Origin of the sequence: Vagococcus sp. CY53-2 (assembly GCF_022604695.1) — a bacterium.
Taxonomy (GTDB): domain Bacteria; phylum Bacillota; class Bacilli; order Lactobacillales; family Vagococcaceae; genus Vagococcus.
Genome location: NZ_JALAHP010000003.1, coordinates 116447 through 140920 on the forward strand (window position 1 = coordinate 116447; position 24474 = coordinate 140920).

Below are 24474 nucleotides of genomic sequence, written 5' to 3' on the forward strand. Positions count from 1 at the left end.
ACTATGGCAAAGAATGACTTAAGTTTAAACGAATTATCACAACAAATTTACAATCATGTTGGTGGAATGAAAAACGTTGTCTCTATTGTTCATTGTATGACACGCGTTAGAATGACTCTTAAAAATCGTGATTTAGTTGATTTAGATGGGTTAAAAGCTATTCCTGGCGTACTAGGAGTAGTCGATGATGATCAATTACAAATTATTATTGGACCAGGAAAAGTCAATAAAGTAGCTAAAGAGATGGTTGATATGGCTGGCGTTGATTTAGGTGAAACGTTCCCTGAAGCCCATTCAGGAAAAGAAATGGTTAATGAAAAAGCAAGAGAAATGAAAGAAGCTCAAAAAGCCAAGCAAAAACAATCTACCTTAAAAGTCATTCTTAAGGACATTTCTAATATTTTCGTTCCGATGATTCCAGCTTTTGTTGGTACTGGTATTGTTGCAGGGATTGCTGCTATTTTAACCAACTTAGTAACAGCTGGTAGTATTAATGGGGCAACTTGGCAACAGTATATCGATGTGATGAATATTCTAAAAAATGGGATGTTTGGTTATTTAGTTATTTATACAGGGATTAACGCTGCTCAAGTATTTAAAGCAACACCCACTCTAGGTGGGGTTATTGGGGCTGTTGTCATGCTAACAGGTATGAACCCTGAAGCACCACTTAAAAATCTCTTCACCGGGCAAGCTCTTTCTCCTGGCCAAGGTGGGATTTTAGGTGTTATCTTTGCTGTTTGGTTACTTTCTCTTGTTGAAAAAAGATTACATAAGATCATTCCTGATTCGATAGATATTATTGTGACTCCAACTCTATCTTTGATTATTATTGGACTAATTGAAATATTCTTTATTATGCCTCTAGCTGGATTTATCTCTGATGGTATGGTTGGTGGGATTAATTGGGTACTAAACGTTGGTGGAGCCTTCTCTGGATTTATTTTAGGAACATTCTTCTTACCAATGGTGATGTTTGGTTTACATCAAATACTAACACCCATCCATGTCCAAATGATTAATGAAACAGGACAAACCATGTTACTACCAATTCTAGCAATGGCAGGTGCTGGACAAGTCGGAGCTGCGATTGCACTATGGGTTCGATGCAAAAAAGACAAAGAATTAACAGAAATGATTAAAGGAGCTTTACCTGTTGGGATTTTAGGTATTGGTGAACCTTTAATTTACGGTGTAACCTTACCTTTAGGCCGTCCATTTATTACTGCTTGTATCGGTGGTGGTATTGGTGGGGCTGTTGTTGGATTAGTTGGAAATATCGGCGCGATTGCTATTGGCCCTTCTGGTGTAGCCTTAATTCCATTAATTGCGAATGGTAGATGGTGGGGATATGTTTTAGGATTACTTGCTGCTTACGCTGGTGGATTTTTAGCGACTTACTTCTTTGGTATTCCAAAAGAACAATTAGAAAAAAACACCTTAGCAGAAACAACAGAGGATATTATTGTCAAACCTACAACTCAAGTAAAAGAAGTGAGTTTAACTTCTATTGCAAATGGTGTAGCTCATACATTAGAAGAAGTAAGTGACCCTGTATTCCAAGAAAAAATGATGGGCGATGGTTATTTTATTGATCCAAGTGATGGTCATATCTATTCTCCAGTTGACGGAACAATTACCACTGTTTTCCCAACAAAACATGCCATTGGTATCACAACAACTAATGGACTAGATGTTTTAATCCACATGGGAATTGATACTGTCAATCTTGATGGAAAACCTTTTGATGTTAAAGTAACACAAGGTCAGAAAGTAAAACAAGGTGACTTATTGGCCAGGGTTGATTTAGAACAAATTAAAGAAGCGAAAAAAGAAACTTCTATGATTGTTGTTTTAACTAACATGGATGATATTGACACATTCGTTTTAACAAAAACAGGCACTGTAACACATACAGACCATCTTTTAAATGTAAAAATGACATAACGAAAAACGCTTGGAAAAATTTTCCAAGCGTTTCTTTTATCTTGTTTTTGTCACTTTTAACGCATCTTTAAATACTTGCATCATACTCTTATCACTATAAATTAAAACAGTTGATTTGTATACTTTAGCTGAAAGTTTAAGTAATAAAATAATTCCAACTAATAGTATGCCTAAAGAAATAAGAATTTCTGTATTGGTGACACTATCATTTGCGATTCTAACAGGCATAGCAAATGATGAGAAAAACGGTATGAATGAAAAGATTTTAATTAGCATATTTTGTGGATCAGACATTCCTAACATCATTGTTGGTAACGAGGCAATCATAATCAAATAAGTCACAGGTGTTACAGCTTTTGCAGCATCTTCTGATTTACTTACTAACGAGCCTGTAAAAGCTGATAAAATCGTATAGATTAACACACCTAATAGTAAATATAAGAGATTGTAACCTAAAATTCCTTTGATTAATTCATCAATTGATACTGTTTCCAAAAATCCTTTTACCATATCTATGTCTTTTGCTAAAACATAAGCAATCACGCCAGAAAACAGATAGATGAGAACTTGCGTTGAAATTACGAGGAAAATCCCCATAATTTTCCCGTAAAAATGTTTTGCTGCCGTTGTACTGGACAAGATAATTTCCATAATACGTGTCCCTTTTTCAGACGCCACTTCTTGCGCTGTAATAGAAGCATATAGTAAGACTATCATATACATCGCTAAAACAATAAAGAATCCCACTAGTGTTAATGCCATCCGATTATCTTTATTTTCCTTAATCTGTCCATCTGATACTTTGACTTGTTTTTCTGATAAAGTTGCTTGAGATAACAATGTCGTCACTTGCTCTTGCGTTAACCCTAATGAACCTGAATTAATACCTAGCTGCATTTGATTTAGAAATCCAAGTAGTATTTGTTGATTTGTTGTACCAAGTGTTTCTACTCCTGTATACTGTCCTTTTAATTGATTTTCAGAAACCGAAATAGAAAGATACCCATCAATTTCTTCGTTTTCAAGTGCTTTTTTTGCCTCAGATTCTGTCGTAATCTTCTTGTTTATATCGAAATCATCTTTAGCCATTTCTCTATAGGTTTCACTAATAGCCTTATCATCCGAGACAATCGCTATTTCATTTACGTCTGAAAATTTATCTCCAAAGTAACCCATTCCTAAAGAAAAGCCAATTAATAAAAATGGTGCTAAAACCATCATAATAAAACTTGCAGATTTAACATGTTTCTTATACGTTTCAAGTGCAACAACCCAAAATTTATTCATCCTCTTCACCAACCTTTAATTTAAATATTTCCTCTAATGTCGGTGGCTGTTGATTAAATATTGGAATATAATCAGTCACCTTGATTACTTCTTCAAATACATCTCGACCTACCTCTGAAGATTCCAATCTTAGATGATAATAATTTTCTCTTGAATTTTCTACTCTTAATACTCCAGGAATAGCCTCTAATTCTTCTTTAGATAGAGTTGTTTCTATCTCTAAGTGAGTTCTTCCAAATGATTCTCTAATAGCCTGAACAGATCCATCCAATACCATTTCACCATCTCGCAACATGACTAGATGATCACAAATTTTTTCAACATTTTCCATATTGTGACTAGAAAAAATAACACACGAACCGTTTTCTTTTAATTCGATAATACCTTCTTTTAAAAGCTCAGCATTTACTGGATCTAATCCACTAAATGGTTCATCTAAAATAATCAATTTAGGTTCATGGATAAGTGTTGCAATCAACTGAACCTTTTGTTGATTTCCTTTAGATAACGATTTTACTTTATCTGTTTTTTTCCCTTTTACTTGAAATTTTTCCATCCATTTATCAATTAGCGGAACAATTTCTTTTTTCTTTTTTCCACGTAAGCGACCAAAATAAATCAACTGGTCTTCAATTGTTACTTTAGGATAAAGTCCTCTTTCTTCTGGTAAATAACCAATAACATCATAATCTTTCTCTTTTAATGGTTTTCCATTCCATGAAATCGTTCCATCATCTGCATCTAAAAAGTTTAAAATCAAACGAAAGGTTGTTGATTTTCCCGCACCATTTTGTCCGATTAATCCTAAAATCTTGCCATCAGGTATACGAAAAGACACATCATCTACTGCTGCCATATCCCCAAAATATTTTGTTAATCCTTCTACTTCTAACATTCTTTCCCCTCCTATTGATTAAAAAATAACATACTACTAATAAATCCGAAAAGAGCCCCAATAATCATCGCAATAACCATATCTCTTCCAAATTTTTGGCTTCTATCTATTGCCTTGGGATTGTTATACAATTCTGGCCGTTTACGATATATCATTTTGAAATATAATAGTAAAACAGCCAACATCATTGGAAAAATAATCCCCAAAAATAATATGCCACTAATGATTGCTTTTAACCACAAGCCCATGTCAAAATGATTGAAATAAAACAACATCAGATATATAGACAAACTTGGAAAAAAAGCCCATAAAGACTGTAATAACATCCAGACTGTTTCATTTTTCAAACGTTCTTTATAAGTTTGTCTGTCAGTATAGTTAAAAACATGGTTACCAGTTGATTTAAATACAAAATAACGATTTCGATAATTTTCGACTAGCGACCAACCTGAATCTTTATAAAACTCAACATACTCATTAATATCTTCTTTTTTCCCACTATAAAAATCAATGACCCAAGTTGATTCTTCTTCTGCTGCTTTTTTAAATACATAAAATCCTAAAGGACTAATTTTTTTTAGTTGCCACCCCTTACTAGCTTCTTTCGAAAAATAAATACTTTCTTTTTCAGCATAAAAAGCTAAACCTTTAGATAGTTTAATTTTCGTGTTTTTCCATATCATACACATCCACCCTATCTCCCATTAATAGAGAACGTCCCGCTTCATAAAACATACGTCGTCTGTCAACTTCTTTTATCAATTCTTCTTGTCCTTGAGAAGTTATCACATATATTTTTTTTCTATCTTTATCCTCTTTGAGACGAATATCTCCTTTTTTTTCTAATTTTTTTAAAATAGTATACATACTTGCTGGACCAATTGTTACACTATCATGCGTCATCTCACTGATACCCTTCATTATTGCATAGCCATGTCTTGGCTCTAATAAACTTAACAAGATTAAATACGTCGAGTCTGTCATAGATTCCATTTTTTCACTCTCCTTTAATCCATATCCAACTATATCATTATATAATATATCTTTAACTGATATATTATATAATGATATAGTTTTTGTCAACAAAAAAAGATGATTTCAAGTTTCTGCTTGAAATCATCTTTTTAATAATAATCGTTTAAATTAGTTAACTCTTACACCAAAATCTGGTGAATAATATGACATACTTGTCACTTTAACTGATTCTCCTGGTTGTGGAGCATGAATATATTGACCTCCACCAACATAGATACCTACATGGTACGTCGCACCTCTAGAACCCCAGAATACCAAATCTCCTGGTTGTAATTCACCCAACGAAATTTGTGTTCCAGCACTTTCTTGTGGGACAGTCCATCCACCTATTTCTTTTCCTGCCGCTTGACGGAATACATAAGATGTAAATCCTGAACAGTCAAATGAACTAGGTCCTTTTGCTCCCCAAACATATGGTTTTCCAATATGTTTGTATGCTTCAGATACAACAGCATTACCATTTGCAGCTGGTGTTGTAGAAGTTGGTATTGGTGCTGGCGTTGTCGTAACAGGCGTACTTGTCTCTGTTGTATTTGTTTCTTCTACTTCTGGTTGTGTTTGAGCAGGTTTATTTTCATTAATATCGTTTGGTGTTACAACAGTCACTTGTTTATCGACTTTTCCAGAATTATCTGTTGTATTATTAATAGTTTCATTAGAAGTATTATCAGTATCATTACTATTAGCAGTATTATTACTGTCGCTATTAGTTTTAGCAGTGTCTACTTTTTCATTTTTGACAGTTTTAGCTTGTTCTTTCGCTGCTTGAGCTGCTGCTTCTACAGCTTTGCGTTGCTCTTCACGTTTTTCTTCTGCAGCTTTTTGTTCAGCTAAATACTGTTCTTTTTTATTTTCTTCTGTCGCTTTTTCAGCAGAAATTTGGCTAACAGTTGCTCGTTGTGCTAACTCTTGATCTTCTAATTCACCTTTTTTTGCTTCTAAAGTAACAGCTGTTTCCTGTACTTCTTTTGCTTTTTCTTCCGCAGATGCTTTTTTCGCCTCTACTGCTTCTTTATCTTCTTTTTGTTGTTTCATCATATCATTATTAGCACCTACTAGACGATTAGCCGCCATAACTTTTGTCAAAGCATCTGAAACAGAATCAGCGTTTAACACTAAATCAATAACATTTGAGCTGTTTGATTCTACTTGAACCGATCTAGCTTGTTCTTTGATTGATGCATCACGTTTTGCAATACGTGCTTCTAAATCTTTTACTTCACTATTTAAACTAGAAATTTCTTTTGTTAATTCTACTTGCTTCGTTTGCAATGCTGATGCTTCTTCTTTAATAGATGAAATATTTTCTTTTATACTTGATAATTGCGTAGTTGCTTCTTCTTCTTTAGAGGCTAACTCCTTAATTTTTTTATTTTGTTCTTCTACTTTTGAGTCTGTGTTAGCTGCAGTAGCTAACGCTGGGGTACCCACCGTACTTAATAATATACTACTTAATAAAATCGTCGATAATACTTTCTTTTTCAAAGCTAGCCATCCTCCATTTTTTCATTTCACATTTATTTTTATTTGATTAAATTTTTATTCATTTGTTTAAATTTACGTTAACTTTAACAACAATCAGATTCTAACATAGATACATGTCACTGTGATGATAGGAGTGTTACAAAAACATTTCAAATAATCACTTTTTTCTTGTAAACTCCATATACCTTTGATAGAGGTATAACTAACAGACATATATATAATACATTGATTAATAAAGATGGAGCCAGATTTCGCGTAAAAAAGTCTAAAAAGTTAGCATTAGTTAATTTAAAAATACTAAGTAAAACCGCTCTTCCTATGGACATAAGCGTGACAAACACAATAAAACTTAATATAAGTGTCAGAGTATTTGGTTCGACATATTCAAAAAGTCTATACATAAAAAAAACGAGGATAGGTAACAGTATTAAATTAATCCCCAAAACGTTATAAAAATAAGAATCATATAATAATCCAATAACTGTTGCACAAATCATTAAATAAGTTTGATTTACTTTAAACGTCGAAAACATTAAAATTAACAAAACTAAATGACTTGTAAATGTCATAGGAATAGATAACATCCCCATCATTGCACTACTTACATGACCATCAACTAACATTGCAACAAACAATAAAATGGGTAAATAGTATGGATAATATGAATTTTTTTCCATTACTCCACCCCTTGATTTCCAGCGAGGCGTTTAATTACTGTTACGCTTGAAACGTCATACATATCAGCAACAGGAGTTACCAATACTTCAGCATTTAACCCTGTTTTATTTTTTTTCACTTCTTTGACTTCCCCAACAACTAACCCTTCTGGAGAATTATTTCCCAAACCTGATGTTGAAACCAGATCTCCTTTTTTAATGTTATCCACACTCGTTAATTGGGAGACGACTAAAGTATGCGTCTTACTGTTATAACCTTCCATTAATCCATACGCAGATTTATCATCTTTCGTCTGAATCATTACAGGAAAATGATTGGTATTTTGATTTTGAGTCGTTAATAATTCTACCTTTGAACTACCCGATTCAGCAATAATCACTCGACCAATTAATCCTTTATCACCCATAACAGCCATATTCACTTCTATACCATCTTTCGTTCCTTTATCAATAATCAACACATCTTGCCAACTATCTGGTGAACGATTAATGACACTTGCATTAATCACATCATAATCAGTTAATGTATCATTCAATTTTAATTGTTCTTTCAACTTTCTTGTTTCGGCCTTTTGACTTGCTAACTCGGCTTCTAAAGAAACACTTTTATCAATTTGTTTTTTTAACTCTTCATTTTCTGTATAAGTATTAAATAAATTATTTATACTTTTCACTCCGCTTTCAAGCATTCTAAAGGGAGCTTTCACGACATAATCTACTTTCGAAATCACATTATTCATTTGAGATTGCCCTGGCAAACTTTTTTTATTATCATCTCGCTGCATTGCACTAAATGTCACTAATAAAATAATAACAATCACAACAGTAATGGCTATAATAATATTTCGACTCGAATTATTTTTTTTCACTATTTCACCCCGTAATATCTTATAATCTAAAAAACATACATCCTTGATTTTACCATTATTCTTCAATATAAACCACATAACTACCTATTTGTTTTCAAAATTTTAATAAACTAATTTACTATTGTCAGACTCTTTAGACTAATAAGAAGATTATCAACTCATCAGGAGGGTGTATTATGACAGTCAATGGTAATTATTGGTACCTGTCCGAACATTTAATTAACGTTGTATTACCTGTTATCTTATTTATAGTAGCTATCATTCTATTTATTTTATTTGATATTATCCCTTCAACTACAAATGCTAAAAAATTTATAAAATCATTGGACTGACTTTTCTTATCACTACTATCTGTATTTCCACTATTTTTTTAATAACAAAAGATTATCGTAAGCTCATTTCTTTTGAAACAAATGCTAATCAAAAAATAAAAATGGCTGTTTTACATTATCAAACACGACCTAATGATTCCTCAAATCGAGCCTCATTATACGATGTAGATAAAACATTAAATCTTCCATTTTATAAAAAAGAAGTCTCAATAGAACAAAATAGCATAAAATATCTTGGAAAAAACGACGTGTTTTATTATTTTACAGATGATAAGGACATCTACCAATTGGATATATCCCGTGACCTAATCCAGTTTAAACCTGTCAATCAAGTATCTATTTCCAAAGAATACGCTATTTTAACTGATGCCTCTTTTGCATCTGTTGGCTTCAAAGAAAAAATTGGACCAGGTATATCCTCTATTATGGTTCCTATATCTAAAGAAAATGTGCTCTATCAACCCAAAACAAAAACTTACGATTTATTAAAATAAAAGGTCGCCCCAACATTTGGGACGACCTTTTTTAACATGATTCTTTTAGTTACCTTCGTAAGAATCAATAATAATTTGTTTTAATTCACTAATTAATGGTTCTTTAGGGTTAGCAGTTGTACATTGATCTTCGTAAGCAAGTTCAGCCATACGATCAACTGTTTCATCCAATGTTTTTTTGCTTAATCCTTGTGCTGATAAGTTCATGTCGATTCCAACACGTTTTCCTAAATCATCAACAGCTTTAGCTAAAGATTCTACTAATTCTTCTGTTGTGTTACCTTTAAGTCCTAAGAAACGCGCGATGTCTGCATAATCCGTATCAGCTCTAAAGTAATCATATTTAGGGAACAATGCATGTTTTGAAGGATCTTTTGCATTGTAGCGAATAATATGTGGTAAAAGAATCGCATTAGTACGTCCATGAGGAATACCGTATTCTCCACCAATTTTATGAGCAATTGAGTGACAAATACCTAAGAATGCATTAGCAAACGCCATACCAGCCATTGTAGAAGCATTATGCATTTTTTCACGGTTTTCTAAGTTAGGATTTTTAACTGAGTCTTCTAAGTTTTCAAATACTAATTTAATAGCTTGTAAGCTTAAACCTCTCGTGTAATCACTTGCCATAACAGATACATATGACTCGATTGCATGTGTTAATACGTCCATACCAGTATCAGCTGTAACAGAAGCAGGAACACTCATAACAAATTGTGGGTCAATAATTGCCACATCTGGAGTTAATGCATAATCTGCTAATGGGTATTTCACGTGAGTTTCACTGTCAGTAATAACCGCAAATGGTGTTACTTCCGCACCAGTACCTGATGTTGTTGGAATAGCAACCATTTTAGCTTTTCTAGCTTCAGGAATTTTGTAAGCACGTTTACGAATATCTAAGAATTTTTGTTTAGCGCCAAAGAATTCTGTTTCTGGGTGTTCATAGAATAACCACATACCTTTAGCCGCATCAATAGCAGATCCACCACCAATAGCAATAATTGTATCAGGTTGGAATTTCATCATTTGTTCTGTACCAGCATAAACTGTATTTGTTGAAGGATTTGGTTCAACATCTGAGAACATTTCGAATTTCACTTTATTTTGACGTTTCATTAATTCATCAATCACTTTTTGAGCATACCCAAATTCAACCATACCTGGGTCACAAACGATGAATACACGTTCAACGTCTTTCATTTTTTGTAAATATTGAATTGAATTTAATTCAAAGTAGATTTTTTCAGGTAATTTAAACCATTGCATGTTATTTCTCCGTTTCGTTAAAGTTTTAGTGTTAATCAAATTAACTGCTGAAACGTTTTTAGATACTGAGTTTTTACCATAAGATCCACAACCTAAAGTTAATGATGGAATCATTTCATTGTAGATATCACCAATACCACCTTGAGCCGCTGGAGAGTTAATTAAAATACGACAAGCATTCATTCTTAAACCAAATTCCAATTGTAAATCTTCATCTTCAGAATGTAGAACAGCTGTATGTCCTTCACCATTAAGTTTTAACATTTTTTCACATAATTCTAAACCATGTTCAGTATTGTTAGCTTTAAACATTGCTAATACTGGAGATAATTTTTCACGTGATAATGGGTAATCTGGACCAGCATCTTCTAATTCAGCTACTAAAATTTTAGTTCCTTCTGGTACTTTAATTCCAGCATCTTTAGCAATAGATACTGCCGAGTGTCCAACAATTTTAGGGTTAACAGCAGTTTTTGTTTCATTCATTACTGCTTTTTCTAATTTTTCTAATTCGTTTGGTTTAACAAAGTATACTTGATGCGCTTCAAATTCTTTTTTCACTGCATCATAGATTTCTTTATCAACAATGACACCTTGTTCTGACGCACAAATCATCCCATTATCAAATGATTTAGATGTAATTAAGTCGTTTACCGCACGTTTAATTTTAGCTGTTTTTTCAACGTAAGCTGGTGTGTTACCAGGACCTACACCAAGAGCTGGTTTACCAGTAGAGTAAGCTGCTTTAACCATTCCAGAACCACCCGTTGCAAGAACAATTGCAACACCTTCATGGTTCATTAATGTATTTGTTGCTTCAATAGATGGCGTATCAATCCATTGAATACAATTTTCAGGAGCGCCAGCTTTAACTGCTGCATCTCTTACAACTTTTGCTGCTGCTGCAGATGATTTTTGTGCACTTGGATGGAAAGCAAAAATAATTGGGTTACGTGTTTTAATCGCAATCATTGATTTGAAAATGGTTGTTGATGTTGGGTTTGTTGTTGGTGTTACCCCACATACCACTCCGACTGGGTCAGCAATTTCAATGATTTGTTTTTGTTCATCTTCATTAATCACACCAACTGTTTTATCATTTTTAATGTTGTTCCAAATACTTTCAGAAGCAAACATGTTTTTGATTGCTTTATCTTCATAAATACCACGGCCAGTTTCTTCTACTGCTAATTTGGCTAAAGGCATATGTTCATTCAAGGCAGCCATAGCCATTTGGTGAACGATATGATCCACTTTTTCTTGATCAAAAGTTTTCATTTCTTTTAATGCTTCTTGAGCATTAGCGACTAAATGATCAATTGTTTCTGTTACTGATTGTTCTTTTACTTCAGCTTTTTTATTTTTATCTTTCAAAGCAATACCCTCCTGAATTAAATTCGTTATGTATTTCACAAATATAATATACAACACTTTTTTCACCTTGTAAATACTTTTATGTGATTTTTTTCACTTTATTTAAATGAATACGTTTTCTCTTAATAAAACCTTAAAATAAACATTTAAATCTGATTTCATTCTTTATTCGAGTGATATTTTTCTTAATAATTACGATATTGTGACTTACATCACTTTATGTTTTCATTTAAGCTCTATTTAAGTCTTATATCTTAGACTGTATGCATATCCATTTTAAAGAGGTTGATTACGATGGGAATACTAGGAGTGCCTAGATAATAATTAAAAACGAATTAACTAATCAGTTTGTTTAAAACTGATTAGTTAATGTTTGTTTTTTGTGTACTTAAGGTACAAAAGAAGTGTAAATAAAGGAGTGAGATGATGATTAATATTTTAGTAATAGAAGATGAAAAAGAGATTTCTCAACATATCCGAGATATTTTAGTAGAGTTAGGTAATGTCACTCAAGTCTATGATGGAGAGGAAGCTCTTTATGAGGTAGAATCAGGCGGGTATGACTTTGTTATTCTTGATTTGATGTTACCAAATATGGATGGGGTATCTATATTAAAAAAACTTAGAAACGATAAAAATAATATACCTATTTTAATACTAACAGCCAAAGACAGTTTAGATAATAAACTGGAAGGATTTAAAGTCGATGCCGATGATTATTTGACCAAGCTATTTCACCGTGAGGAATTACTAATGAGAAGTAAAGCTATCTTAAAACGAACCTTCGAATTATATGAAGACAATACCCTTAGTTATGACGATTTGACCTGTCTTCTATTGCAACGAGAAGTCAAATACCAGGACAATATTCTACCCATTCAAGGAAAAAATATGATTTGCTTGTGTACTTGCTACAAAACAAAGGCAGAGTACTAACGAAAGAACAAATTTTTAATCGTATCTGAGACTATGACTCTGATACAGCATTATCTGTAGTGGAAGTCTATATGGGTCATTTAAGAAAACATTTGAAAGAAACTAATCTAAACAAACAACTATCTACTATCCGAAACGTTGGTTACATCTTACAAAAAGAGGAAACGCTATGAAGTCACCTGCATCAAAAAAACAACGTTTAAGATTTTTCCTTATTAACTGTAGCGCTTTTGCCGTTATATTTTCTTTACTATCTTTTATCACTATTCAAGTCATCCAATACTCTGCTTATACAGAAACCGATTCTACTTTAGAAAGAATGGCTAGTGATCCCAGTCTATTAGACAGAGAAATCAGAATGTTAAATAAAGTTGGAAAAGACAGCCCTATTGGAACCCCAAAATTTAATTTTGATGGGCCCAATAATCAGTTTAATACAGTCGTTATTCTGTGGGATAAAAATGGAAAAATTTTAAATAACTCTTCGGTAGAAGATAGGTTAGAGAATTTAGAAGAACCTACACTAGATAAAAAAAAATACCGGTATTATTTCTACTCTATCTTTGAAGAATAAAAATAATGACTCTAAATTTTCATTTCGTAGTGTTACCATCTCCCCAAGTGAAAATAACCTGAACATAGCCTATACTCAAGTACTAGTCAATGTTAATCAAATAGATGAAGCAGTTAAACAATCTCGTCTGATTATTTTAATTTGTATGTTTATTTTTTGGATTCTATCGTTAGTTATCAGCTACGGATTATCTAATTTTACGATGAAACCTATATTAAAATCATGAAAAAAAACAACAAGAGTTTGTTGAAAATGCCTCTCATGAATTACGAACTCCTTTGACAATTATTCGTTTAAATTTGGAAAAATTATTTACGCACCCAAATAATACAATAATTAATGAATCTGAAACTATTGCTCAAGCCCTGAATGAAGCACAGCGACTTACCAAACTGACAAGTGACTTACTTCTTTTAGCTAAGGGAGATTCTAATACTTTAATCCTTGATAAAGAAACAATCGATACCAATACATTTATCCATAAAGTATTGGATCCCTTTCAATTACTCGCTGAAGAACAAGAAAAACAATTAATATTTAAAGAAAATAAGTCATTTAACGCCGATATAGATGTAGTAAAACTCCATCAAGTATTGCTAATTTTATTAGATAATGCCTTTAAATACACAAAAACTGGGGATTCTATTACTGTCACTTCCTCTCTTACCAATAAAAAGCAATGGGAAGTTTCGATTAAAAATTTCGAACCTCACATTAATGAAGATAAATTAAATCATATTTTCACTAAATTTTACCGTGAAGATGATTCAAGAAACAAAGAAACTGGTGGAAATGGTTTGAGGTTATCCATTGCTAAGCAGATTGTTGAAGAACATGGAGGCAATATACAAGCAAAAAATCTTACCCCTGTTGGTGTATCATTCACCTTTCGATTGCCATTAATGCATGTAAAAAAACCAAAACACTAATCATGTTTTGGTTTTTATTTACACTGTTACTAGCTTATCATTAAATTTTGTTTTTACAAAAATGAGTAAAATAATGATGGCTAACCCTAGTGCTTGTATAGTTAGCATCAATGAAACATCATAGTGAAACATGCCAAAAATAGCTGATACTAATGTTGGGATGAATAACGCATTCATCACTAAATTGGTTGCTTCACGGTAAGTTTTGATACTAGATAAATCATTTTTTCTAGTTAAATAGATGAACAAACTGGTGCCAAAAATTAGAAACACGCTACTCACTAATACCAACATGCCAATTAAAAAGGTATAACCGATTGTTCGATAGAAAACAGTTTGTTCATTCCAATTCTCCTCAACAAAAGAAATAAATTCTTCCATTGACGCTATTCCATGTATCGTCAGATCTTCATCGTATGCTATTTTTATTGTTTTTTCCCCATCAACTAGCTCTAATCTATCTGAGAAGAAAACAACGTTATTTGTTAATGATGCTTGATCTGTTTTTTCAGGATTTATAACGATATTGCTACTTTTAATGTCACTTGATTTGCCCATTAATTTTCCATCAACAATAGAAATTTCTTTAAGTAACTCTTTGTTAGATGGCTCAGTTTTTAATTGCTGTACTAATTTTGGGTATAGCGCATCTAATTTAATAGAAGGGACATTTTTTGATTGGATTGAAATTGGAATCAACATCAATGACAGTAAAAAGAACACAATCACCATTTTTTGATACCAACGTAAAGAATCTCTACCTAAAAACATCTTTTTAGGACTAAACGACATTTTAAAATAGTTCATTGGAAATTTGTCTTCTATCATAAGTTAAATCATCCTTTCGTTCCACCTGATAGTAAACCTGACACAAAATTCTTTTGTAAAAAGAAGAATAAAATTGAAATTGGTAAAGCAATTAATATTGCTCCAGCTGAAAACAGTGCGATTTTTTGATCTCTTGAATTATTGATAAATGTTTGTAGACCCACAGCTACTGTAATACTTTCTGGGCTTCTTAGTAAAAATTTAGCTAACATAAAGTCACCAAATGGTCCCATAAATGCCCACAATGCTTGAACTGCAATCATTGGTTTCACAAGAGGTAAAATAATTTGCCAAAAGATTCTAAAATGGCCTGCTCCATCTAACTTAGCTGATTCATCCAAATCAATTGGTACAGTATCAAAATATCCTTTCATTAACCATGTGTTCATAGGGATTCCTCCACCGATGTAAATCAATGTTAAAAACCATGGTTGATCTAATGCGTTTAACAACAGTGCCATAACGTAGAAGGCTGTTAAAGCTGCCATAGTTGGTACCATCTGAATTACTAAAAAGAATTTCAAACTTTTCTTTCTTCCCACAAAACGATATCGACTGTATGTGTATCCTGCTAATGTTATAATCAGCACTTGAAAGAACATAGTGGAAGCTGCAATAATGAGTGTATTTTTATACCATGTACCATACATTGTTTCTGAAAATAATCTAGAGAAATTAGATAATGTCCAATCGCTAGAAAAATCTAATGTAAATGCCCCAACGTTCCCTGCTTTAAATGCCGTACTAGCTGTAATCAACAGAGGATATATAACAATAATTGACAATATTATTAAGAAAAGATAGGTAAAGAAATGACTTAAAAATCTAGCTCGCTTAACTGAATGATTTGTCTTCATTTTTACATTCCCTCCATATCAAAGGCTTTTGTTTTCTTAAATACGATAAGTGACACACTAATAACAATAAATGAAATGATCAGTGTAATCGCTGCAGCAACAGAATATTGTGGTGCATTTCCTGTTGTTAATTTATAAATCCAAGAAATTAGGATATCTGTTGAGCCAGCTCCCCCACCAACACTTCCTGGTCCTCCATTATTGAACAAATAAATCATAGAGAAATTATTAAAGTTACCAGTATATTGTGTGACAAAAATTGGAGCTGCCACAAATAAAATCATTGGTAATGTAATCGTTCTAAAACGTTGTAAAGCATTTGCGCCATCTATTTTGGCTGCTTCGTATAATTCACCAGGTATTGATTGTAGGATACCTGTTGTCATAACGTAAATATATGGGAATCCCAACCATCCTTGTATCATAATAATGGCTGTTTTTGTCCAAAATGGATCTGTTTTCCATGCTATAGGCGAAATATCAATCAATGGTAAATGATTTAATAATGGTAAAATTTGTGTGTTGATTGCCCCGATACTATCATTAAAAATATTTGAAAAACTCATAATGGTGATAAATGCTGGTACTGCCCATGGTAAAAGGAAAATGACACCAAACAGACGCTTTCCTTTTATAAATGGCTGATTACTAATTACTGCTGTCGCAACGCCTAAAACAATTTGTAACGTTGAGGCACAAATAGTCCAGATAAGTGTCCAAGCTAAAACAGAAACAAATGTTTCTCTGTAAGAACTCAAAAAGAAAATACTAAAAAAGTTTTTAAAACCAATCCAGTCAATTAAGCCCGCTGGTGGGATATGTTTAAAATCATAATTTGTAAATGCCATGAACAAGGTTACCAAAACTGGAAAAATAATCGAAATAGTCATCACGATATAAGCAGGTAACGTTAAAATGTATGGAAATCCCTCGTCAAACACATTTAGAATAATTGATTTTGCTGTTGTATTAACTTTTTCTCCTTTTTGCCAACGAGTGGCAATTGTTTTAGCATCCTTGATATTTAAAACATAAAATACAATAAATAGAAACGTTATAATTAATTGTAAGGTTCCTTCAATTAACATAAATAATGAATGATCTACTATGGGTTCAGTTCCTAATGTAATAAATCCTTGAAGTGCACTAAAACCAAAAAATATAAATTCGACAACAAACAACACAAAAATAATTAAGAATATAATACCTTTAAATACCTGTTTGTTATAACATTGGCCTAAACCAGGTATCAATGACAATAACATTGCTTTTTTTACTGTAGACTGCTTTTCTTCATCCTTCATGGCTCTCTCCCCTACCTTCATTAGTATAAATAAAACAGCAAAAGAATCTCTTTCGCTGTTTATATTAGTCATTGCCTATTCACTGTATTTTTGTGAAATATTATCATTAATAATTTTAACAGCCGCTTCAGCAGCTTCTTTAGGAGTCATTTCTCCAGATGCTGCATCAAACATTAAGTTTTCTCCTCCTGTCCAAACTTCAGCCATTTCAGGAATATTTGGCATTGGACTTGCAGATTCATACTGCTCAATTACAGCAGTTGTGATAGAGTCATTTTTTGTTTTAGCATATTCTCTTGCTTCATTGTTAGCTGGTACTTCTTTTGTCATATCATAAAATACTTTTTGATTATCTACATTCGTTAAGTAATCAACAAATTTTTGACTTAATTCTTTATTTTTTGAATAGTTACTTACTACCCAAGCTTTTCCTCCACCAAATGGTTCGTAATCTTTTCCATTAGGTAACTTGGCAATTTTTGCTGCACCATATTCTACATTTGATTCTGTATACCCTTGCGCTGCCCATGGCCCATTGATTACAACAGCTGTTTTCCCATTGATAAATTGGTTATCAATGAAATCTCCAGCGCTCTTAATATCCATCATTCCTTTGGGCCAAACATCTTGGTACCATTTAGTCGCATATTCGATTCCCTCAATAGAACCTTTACTTGCTAAACCAACATCTTCAGGATTTGTTCCATTGTCACCAAATACATATCCACCATATCCTGCTAATAAACCATATGCACTATAGAAATCTGTCCATTTTGCTAAAAACGCAACATTTTTTCCTTTTTCACCTTCGAACGCAAATTTATCATCTTTAGACATTTCTTCTAATTGTTCAAAAGTTGTTGGCGCTTCATCAATTAATGCTTTGTTGTAATACATAATCAACGTTTCAATAACGGCTGGTGACCCATAATATTTTCCATCAACTGTTACTTGTTGTTTATCTTTATCATTGTAATGACTATCTTCAGATAACTTAACTTCTGCAATATGTCCTTGTTGTCCTAATGGCCCTAAGCGATCATATGCTGACATCATAACATCAGGTGCTTTTCCAGCAGGACCATCTAAAGATAACGCATCTAACTGATCAAACATGTCTTTCTCAACTAATTTAATCTTAATATCATTCTCTTTTTCAAAGTTACCTTTAACTTTTTCTAGATACTTTATATACCCTTTATCTACTGAGACTGTCAGTGTGTCACTACTACTTTCCGCTTCCTTTTTACTTGTTTTACTCCCACCACATGCAGTTAAAGCCACTACTGCACTTAAAGTTAATAAGCCTAATCCGATTTTTTTCATCTTATTCATCTAAATTATCCCCCTATATTTCAACTAACTACATTCTTAGATTATGTTGTTACACAACTTATTGCAAACGCTTTTTTATTGTTATCGGTAACATTTTTTATACACGACAAACCCTTTAGGTTTAATAATGATTTTTTCTGAATTTAATATAATATTCTGACTAAATATCACATTTTCTTTATTATCTAAACCAATGTTTTCCGTCAAACTGTTATTAAAAATTGCAATCAGTTCTTGGTTATCTAATACTCGTTTGAAACCAACAATATTTTTCTCATTATCCAATAGATTAAAATCTAAGGAACCATAACTTATAATATGTTGCTCGTTATGTCTAAGTTGTATCAACTCTTTTATAAACTCATAAAATTCTTTATCTTGTTTGTCCTCTTCCCAAACCATACATCGACGGCAATCAGGGTCATTTTCTCCTTCCATCGCATACTCTGTTCCATAATAAATACATGGTGAGCCTTGTTGCAAAAACGTAAAAGCTAATGTCATTTTTACTAAATCTTTATCGCCATTACATAATGTCAATACTCTTGTTGTATCATGTGAATCTAAACAATTAAACATTACTTGATTAATTTGATTTCGATATAACATCAATTGTTCGTACAATCCACTTGCTAACTTAGTTGAACTAATATCTTTTTTAACAAAATAATTTATAATTGTTTCCGTATAGGCATAATTCATTACAGCATGGAATTCATCACCGTTTAACCAACTTTGAGAAGAATGCCAAATCTCTCCTAGTATATAGAAATCTTCTTTTAAAGAAGTTGTTTCATGATAGAAAGCTTTCCAAAAATGATGATCTACCTCATTAGCAACATCTAATCGCCATGCATCTATGTCAAATTCTTCTATCCAATACTTAGCTATTTTTAATAGATACTCTCTTACTTCTGGATTAGCTGTATTTAATTTTGGCATGCGAGGTGTAAAAGCAAAAGTGTCATAAGCAATTGTTGTTGCTCCCTCAAAATTACCATTTTTTCCGAATTCTACCGGATAACGATTAATATGGAACCAATCTTTATATTTAGACTTTTCTCCATTTTCTACAACATCCAACCATTCTTTCGAATAATATCCTGTGTGATTAAACACAGCATCCAACATAATTTTTATTCCTTTTTCGTGTGCTTTTTCAACTAATTCTTTAAAAAGTTCTTTTGTACCAAATTGAGGGTCAATCTCAAAATAGTCGATTGTATCATATTTGTGATTTGAGCTTGCTTTAAAAATTGGACAGAAATAAATACCATTAATTCCTAGGTCTACTAAATGGTCCAAGCGATTAATCACACCTTGTAAGTCTCCTCCAAAAAAATCATCACGATCAGGATTTTTTGAGCCCCATTCCAAAACATTATCTGGATCATTTGTTGTATCACCATTATCAAATCGTTCAGGGAATATTTGATACCAAACAGTTTTCTTAACCCATTCTGGCGTCTTAACTCTATCTATATCATGAAAATACGGTAACCTAAAATAATTTTCCGCTTTCATACGTGCCTGCTCAGTCATTTCAAATAACCCTCTATCACCGTAAAATACACGCTCTTTATTATCAGTTAGCTCAAACGCATACTGTAACCGCTTAAAACCGGCTGTTTTTTCAATAAACCAATAATCATAATCTTCTGTTTGCGCCATTATTTGCATGTTTTCTGAATGGTTATACCATTTAGTTTCATGAATTAAATACGGGTCTCCACTAATAAGTTTTACATTAGATACATCGTTTCTTTTGGTTCTTAACCGAATATGCATAGTATCTTTATCATATAAATAAGCATACTCACTTTCAGGTCTGTGATATAAAGCTGCTTTTTCCATCTTATAATCTCTCCTATATGTTTTAAGTTTTATATACAACAAATTCATATGATGCTATCTGTTTTGCATTCTCCAAACTACCTAATAAAATCTTTGATGTACTTGGAATAACGATGTCGATATCGTTTATTTGTTTATCTGATAAATTAGCTATAACTATTGCTTCTTCACTTTTGTAAAATCTTTTATAAGCTATAATCTCAGGAGGTGTATCCAAAAAATTTACGTGTCCTTCTTGGAATAGCGGAGTCTTTTTTAATTCAAGTAACTGTCTGTAAAAATTTAATATACTATGATCATCTTTTTCTTGCTCCGACACGTTAAAACCGTCTTCTTGATTGACACTGTTCCACGGAGAAACTGATGAAAAATCAGCATATTCTGTTGAATCCCACTGCATACAACCTCGACTAACTTCTTTATGTTTTTCGGCTAAACTTCTTAATACTTCCTTTGGTTTATATCCTTGCGTTATCAGGAACTGATATTCTTCAACTATTTTTTTATCTTCAAAGAAGTCAATTGTTGGAATGTCCAAGTTTTTCATCCCTATTTCTTCCCCATAATAAATAATAGGTATCCCTTTTAATAAATACATCACCGTTGCAAACGACTTAGCACTTTCGTTCCTATAAAAACTAGTGTTACCAAATCGTGACAACACACGGGGCATATCGTGATTATTCCAATAAAGAGTAGGCTTTTGCTCATCCGATAATTCATTTTGCCATTTATAAATTGATTCTTTAAAAGAAATAAAATCTAAGGAAGTAGGCAAATGACTCTCTTTTTCGGAATGACTTGTTTCTCTAAAATGATCAAATGAAATAATGGTGCTACATAAGTTTTCCGAAATATAATCTTTACCTATAATCGGCGTTGCTGATGCAGCTTCACCTAAAATAAAAACATCTGGTTTTATTTTTTTTATTTCTCTAACAAAATGAGATAAATAGTGTTTAACCTTTGGTAAATTTGCATAGTATTCTTCGGCTATCACAGGTTCACAATTATTAGTTTCTTTTTGTTGATTAAAATCAGCTTTAGCTATATGAATAAACGCATCTAACCTAAAACCATCTATGCCTTTACTTATCCAATACTTAGCTATATCTAACATTGCTTTTTGAACTTCTAGGTTTTCCCAGTTTAAATCTGGCATTTCTTTATCAAAAAGATGAAAATAATATTGATGACTCAATTTATCCTTTTCCCATACTGATCCGCCAAAAAAAGAGGCCCAATTATTTGGCTCTTCACCATTGATACCTGCATCTTCCCATATATAATAATCCCGGTAAATATTATCTTTTCCTTTTAAAGCTTCTTGAAACCATGGGTGCTTTGATGATGTGTGATTTAATACCAAATCAAAAATTACTTTTATTTCTCGTTTATGAGCTTCTTCTATTAACATTTCTACATCATCGACATTTCCAAAAATATCATCAATCGCATAAAAATTAGAAATATCGTAACCGTTATCAATTTGTGGTGAAACAAAAATTGGGTTTATCCAAATTGTATTAACCCCAATACTTTTAATATAATCTAATGATGAAGTAATCCCTTTAATATCACCTATACCATCTCCATTAGTATCTTTAAAGCTCTTGGGATACACCTGATAAATAATTGCTTCCTGCCACCAATTTTTTTGCATGCTCTCCCTCCTTATCTAACATCAGTCTAGAAAATGTTACACTAACATACAAGCACAAAAATAGTGTTAGCGTTAACATTATTGATATAGTAACACTAGGATAAGGGTATTTAAAAATATATGATGAAAATTATACGAATACAGGTATAATTATAATTAAGAGAACCTTGTAAAGGAGTGTACGACGTTTATGGTAACTTTATCTGATGTTGCTCGAAAAGCAAATGTTTCAAACATGACAGTTTCAAGAGTCATAAATCACCCAGAAAAAGTAACAGACGAATTAAAAGAACTTGTCTTTCAAGCAATGAAAGACTTAAATTATAAACCAAATGCTGCAGCTAAAGCATTAGTTAATAATAGAACACAAGTCATTAAATTCTTCATACTAGAAGAGATTGATACCACAGAACCTTATTATATGAACCTATTAATGGGAATTTCAAAAACCTTAGACCAAAACCAATACTCTTTACAATTAATCACTCAAAATAGTTTTGATTTAGGACAAAGTGATGGCTATATCATAACAGGTATGAGAGAAAAGCACTCTGAGTGGATTGAACGGCTTGAAAAACCATTTGTTCTGTTTGGTGAAAACCGTTACGGGTATGATTATGTAGACACCGATAATTCTTTAGGAACGACTTATGCTACCGAATATGCAATAGATATGGGATATACCAATATTGTATACATTGGCATCGACGTTAAAGAATCCTTTGAGTATTCTCGTGAAGCAGGATATATCAACACCATGCAAAAATACAAAATGATACCAAAAATATATCGTTTCGATAATCGCTCACGATATACTTTTGACTTTATTACAAAAAATATTCACCGTTTCCCTAAAAAAACTGCCTTTATTTGCAGCTCGGATAGATTAGCTATTGGGATTGAAAGAGGAATACAAAATAAAGGAGAAAAATTACCTGATGACTATGGTATCATCGGTTTTGACGGAGTATTTTTAGATCAAATTGCTCATCCACAACTAACTACTATTAAGCAGCCTGTCATTGAGATGGGAATGGCTTGTGCGACAATGATTCTTAATAAAATCAAACAAGATGGAGCACCTCAAGGAAATGAACTTTTCAATCCAACTCTTGTTATTAAAGGTACGACCATGGAGAAACTATAATAAAAACATTCCATTAATTTTTCAATGGAATGTTTTTACTCTCTATGATATTAAAGTTCAGTAAAAAACCACACTAATTTTTCAAAAGAAATCAATTCTTCCTTGTCGTATAAATCAACATGATTCACTCCTTCTACCACAAACAATTCTTTTGGTTCATTTGTCAAACCATATGCTGTTTCACTAAAAGCACATAAATGTGCTTGGCTTCCTATTATACAAAAATTAGACGTGATGAAATAGATTTAATAATAAGATAATAAAGTAAAAGATATTTAAATATCATTCTATTACAATTAACTATGTTAAAAGACCAATAAATGGATTTAAACCCATTTACTCGTTTTTCATACTTTAGATTTTAGCCACTTCGAAAATTCTTTCAATCAGTGCTAAGACATTTCTTACTTCGTCATTTTTTACAATTGGTGTTGCATTATTAACAACGACATCATAGAAGTTTTGATAAAATCCATCATAATCAGCTTCAACTTCGATAATTGGTAACGTCGTTGTCGCATCTTCAGAAGGAGGCGACATTGTTTTAGTTAATCCTTGTCCTGCTTTAATTGGCACTAAATTGTGATGATCAATCACACCGGTTTGTTTCACTATTTTACCCGACAAATCCCAATCATCAATGACAGCCGTTCCTTCAAGGCCTTTGACATACCAACGTGGTAATTTCACAAAATTAGTTGTGCCAACTTCAACTAATGCTTTGACACCATTCTCAAACGTGATGTATGCAATAAATCCATCATCCACTTCGTCACCCAAGATATAGCTTAAATCAGCGGACACCTCTTTTACTGGACTATCTACCATAAAAAGAAGCTGATCCAGTAAATGAACGCCCCAATCAAGCAACATGCCCCCACCATGTTTTTCTAAATGACGCCAATCTCCTGGAATGCCATTCGCTCCATGAACACGTGACTCAATTTGAAATAACTCACCAATCGGTTTCTTTTGATACATATCTTGAATGATTAAAAAGTCATTATCCCAGCGTCTGTTTTGGTGTACCATAAACACTTGACCCGTTTCTTTTGACACTTTAATTACATCATCTAATTCTTTGGTTGACATCATAGCTGGTTTCTCACAAATCACGTGTTTTCCACTTGTCATCGCTTGGATAGACAACTCTTTATGGACATCATTAGGTGTCGCAATCAATACTGCATCAATCGTATTATCTGATAATAACGCTTCTAATGATTCATAACTTGTTAGTCCTGCATTTTTTGCTGCGTCTAAACGTTCTTTTTTTATATCATACGCACCGACTACTTGTATCCCGTCTTCTTTTTTTATTAATTCCCGGTGATGGTAGCTTCCCATACCACCATACCCAATAATTCCTATATTAAGCAT

At 32.5% G+C, this 24474-nt stretch carries 21 protein-coding genes and 1 pseudogene; 7 read left to right on the forward strand and 15 right to left on the reverse strand.

The window, feature by feature from the left end; translation table 11 throughout:
- Window positions 1-3 precede the first annotated feature (3 nt).
- The gene (locus tag MN581_RS06470) at window positions 4-1947 is read left to right on the forward strand and encodes a glucose PTS transporter subunit IIA (RefSeq protein ID WP_241699443.1); all 1944 of its coding nucleotides are present in this window, start codon (window positions 4-6) and stop codon (window positions 1945-1947) included.
- A 36-nt stretch (window positions 1948-1983) separates the two neighbouring features.
- Here MN581_RS06470 and MN581_RS06475 read toward each other — a convergent pair whose 3' ends face one another.
- The 7 genes from MN581_RS06475 to mreC all read right to left on the reverse strand — a co-directional run bounded on the left by MN581_RS06475 (window position 1984) and on the right by mreC (window position 8195).
- On the reverse strand, window positions 1984-3234 hold the full coding sequence (locus MN581_RS06475) for an ABC transporter permease (protein ID WP_117973283.1): 1251 nt from the start codon (window positions 3232-3234) through the stop codon (window positions 1984-1986).
- Window positions 3227-4129: an ABC transporter ATP-binding protein gene (locus MN581_RS06480; protein WP_241699444.1), complete on the reverse strand. Its 903-nt coding sequence runs from the start codon at window positions 4127-4129 to the stop codon at window positions 3227-3229. Before MN581_RS06480 ends, MN581_RS06475 begins: the two co-directional genes overlap by 8 nt.
- 11 nt (window positions 4130-4140) lie before the next feature.
- Window positions 4141-4812 (reverse strand): DUF2812 domain-containing protein, encoded by a 672-nt coding sequence (locus MN581_RS06485; protein WP_241699445.1) that lies wholly within the window; start codon window positions 4810-4812, stop codon window positions 4141-4143.
- Entirely contained in the window at window positions 4787-5122 is a 336-nt protein-coding gene (locus tag MN581_RS06490) for a PadR family transcriptional regulator (protein WP_117973286.1), read from the reverse strand. Before MN581_RS06490 ends, MN581_RS06485 begins: the two co-directional genes overlap by 26 nt.
- Before the next feature lie 150 nt (window positions 5123-5272).
- On the reverse strand, window positions 5273-6649 hold the full coding sequence (locus MN581_RS10095) for a C40 family peptidase (protein ID WP_277756556.1): 1377 nt from the start codon (window positions 6647-6649) through the stop codon (window positions 5273-5275).
- Window positions 6650-6798: 149 nt separating this feature from the next.
- The gene (gene mreD / locus MN581_RS06500; protein ID WP_241699446.1) at window positions 6799-7326 is read right to left on the reverse strand and encodes a rod shape-determining protein MreD; all 528 of its coding nucleotides are present in this window, start codon (window positions 7324-7326) and stop codon (window positions 6799-6801) included.
- On the reverse strand, window positions 7326-8195 hold the full coding sequence (mreC, locus tag MN581_RS06505; RefSeq protein ID WP_241699447.1) for a rod shape-determining protein MreC: 870 nt from the start codon (window positions 8193-8195) through the stop codon (window positions 7326-7328). Before mreC ends, mreD begins: the two co-directional genes overlap by 1 nt.
- A gap of 176 nt (window positions 8196-8371) precedes the next feature.
- Here mreC and MN581_RS06510 point away from each other — a divergent pair, with 176 nt between their 5' ends.
- Both MN581_RS06510 and MN581_RS06515 read left to right on the forward strand, forming a co-directional pair.
- Window positions 8372-8527, forward strand: a complete 156-nt coding sequence (locus MN581_RS06510; RefSeq protein WP_241699448.1) for a hypothetical protein — start codon at window positions 8372-8374, stop codon at window positions 8525-8527.
- 248 nt (window positions 8528-8775) lie between these two features.
- Window positions 8776-9021 carry a hypothetical protein gene (locus MN581_RS06515; protein ID WP_241699449.1) on the forward strand — a complete coding sequence of 82 codons (246 nt, stop codon included), beginning with the start codon at window positions 8776-8778 and terminating at the stop codon, window positions 9019-9021.
- Window positions 9022-9066: 45 nt separating this feature from the next.
- Here MN581_RS06515 and adhE read toward each other — a convergent pair whose 3' ends face one another.
- Window positions 9067-11667: a bifunctional acetaldehyde-CoA/alcohol dehydrogenase gene (adhE, locus tag MN581_RS06520; protein WP_117973291.1), complete on the reverse strand. Its 2601-nt coding sequence runs from the start codon at window positions 11665-11667 to the stop codon at window positions 9067-9069.
- Between the two features lie 426 nt (window positions 11668-12093).
- On the opposite strand from adhE, the pseudogene MN581_RS06525 reads away from it, so the two are divergent.
- From MN581_RS06525 to MN581_RS06535, 3 genes and pseudogenes are all read left to right on the forward strand, one after another.
- Window positions 12094-12776 (forward strand): annotated as a pseudogene (locus MN581_RS06525) (response regulator transcription factor).
- Window positions 12773-13177 carry a hypothetical protein gene (locus tag MN581_RS06530; protein ID WP_233519186.1) on the forward strand — a complete coding sequence of 135 codons (405 nt, stop codon included), beginning with the start codon at window positions 12773-12775 and terminating at the stop codon, window positions 13175-13177. The pseudogene MN581_RS06525 and the gene MN581_RS06530 overlap by 4 nt, the downstream one beginning before the upstream one ends.
- 278 nt (window positions 13178-13455) lie before the next feature.
- On the forward strand, window positions 13456-14106 hold the full coding sequence (locus MN581_RS06535) for a HAMP domain-containing sensor histidine kinase (protein ID WP_241699450.1): 651 nt from the start codon (window positions 13456-13458) through the stop codon (window positions 14104-14106).
- Between the two features lie 18 nt (window positions 14107-14124).
- Here the strand turns inward: MN581_RS06535 and MN581_RS06540 are convergent, their stop codons facing one another.
- From MN581_RS06540 to MN581_RS06565, 6 genes are all read right to left on the reverse strand, one after another.
- On the reverse strand, window positions 14125-14934 hold the full coding sequence (locus MN581_RS06540) for a DUF1189 family protein (RefSeq protein ID WP_241699451.1): 810 nt from the start codon (window positions 14932-14934) through the stop codon (window positions 14125-14127).
- An 8-nt stretch (window positions 14935-14942) separates the two neighbouring features.
- Window positions 14943-15791, reverse strand: a complete 849-nt coding sequence (locus MN581_RS06545; protein WP_117973293.1) for a sugar ABC transporter permease — start codon at window positions 15789-15791, stop codon at window positions 14943-14945.
- Between the two features lie 2 nt (window positions 15792-15793).
- Complete coding sequence (locus MN581_RS06550) at window positions 15794-17095, reverse strand: sugar ABC transporter permease (RefSeq protein ID WP_117973294.1); 1302 nt, start codon at window positions 17093-17095, stop codon at window positions 15794-15796.
- A 75-nt stretch (window positions 17096-17170) separates the two neighbouring features.
- Window positions 17171-18430 carry an extracellular solute-binding protein gene (locus MN581_RS06555; RefSeq protein WP_117973295.1) on the reverse strand — a complete coding sequence of 420 codons (1260 nt, stop codon included), beginning with the start codon at window positions 18428-18430 and terminating at the stop codon, window positions 17171-17173.
- Window positions 18431-18511: 81 nt separating this feature from the next.
- Complete coding sequence (locus MN581_RS06560) at window positions 18512-20284, reverse strand: glycoside hydrolase family 13 protein (RefSeq protein WP_241699452.1); 1773 nt, start codon at window positions 20282-20284, stop codon at window positions 18512-18514.
- Window positions 20285-20306: 22 nt separating this feature from the next.
- The gene (locus MN581_RS06565; RefSeq protein ID WP_241699453.1) at window positions 20307-21947 is read right to left on the reverse strand and encodes an alpha-glucosidase; all 1641 of its coding nucleotides are present in this window, start codon (window positions 21945-21947) and stop codon (window positions 20307-20309) included.
- A gap of 190 nt (window positions 21948-22137) precedes the next feature.
- On the opposite strand from MN581_RS06565, the gene MN581_RS06570 reads away from it, so the two are divergent.
- Window positions 22138-23094: a LacI family DNA-binding transcriptional regulator gene (locus tag MN581_RS06570; RefSeq protein WP_117973298.1), complete on the forward strand. Its 957-nt coding sequence runs from the start codon at window positions 22138-22140 to the stop codon at window positions 23092-23094.
- Window positions 23095-23448: 354 nt separating this feature from the next.
- Here MN581_RS06570 and MN581_RS06575 read toward each other — a convergent pair whose 3' ends face one another.
- The gene (locus tag MN581_RS06575; protein ID WP_241699454.1) at window positions 23449-24474 is read right to left on the reverse strand and encodes a Gfo/Idh/MocA family oxidoreductase; all 1026 of its coding nucleotides are present in this window, start codon (window positions 24472-24474) and stop codon (window positions 23449-23451) included.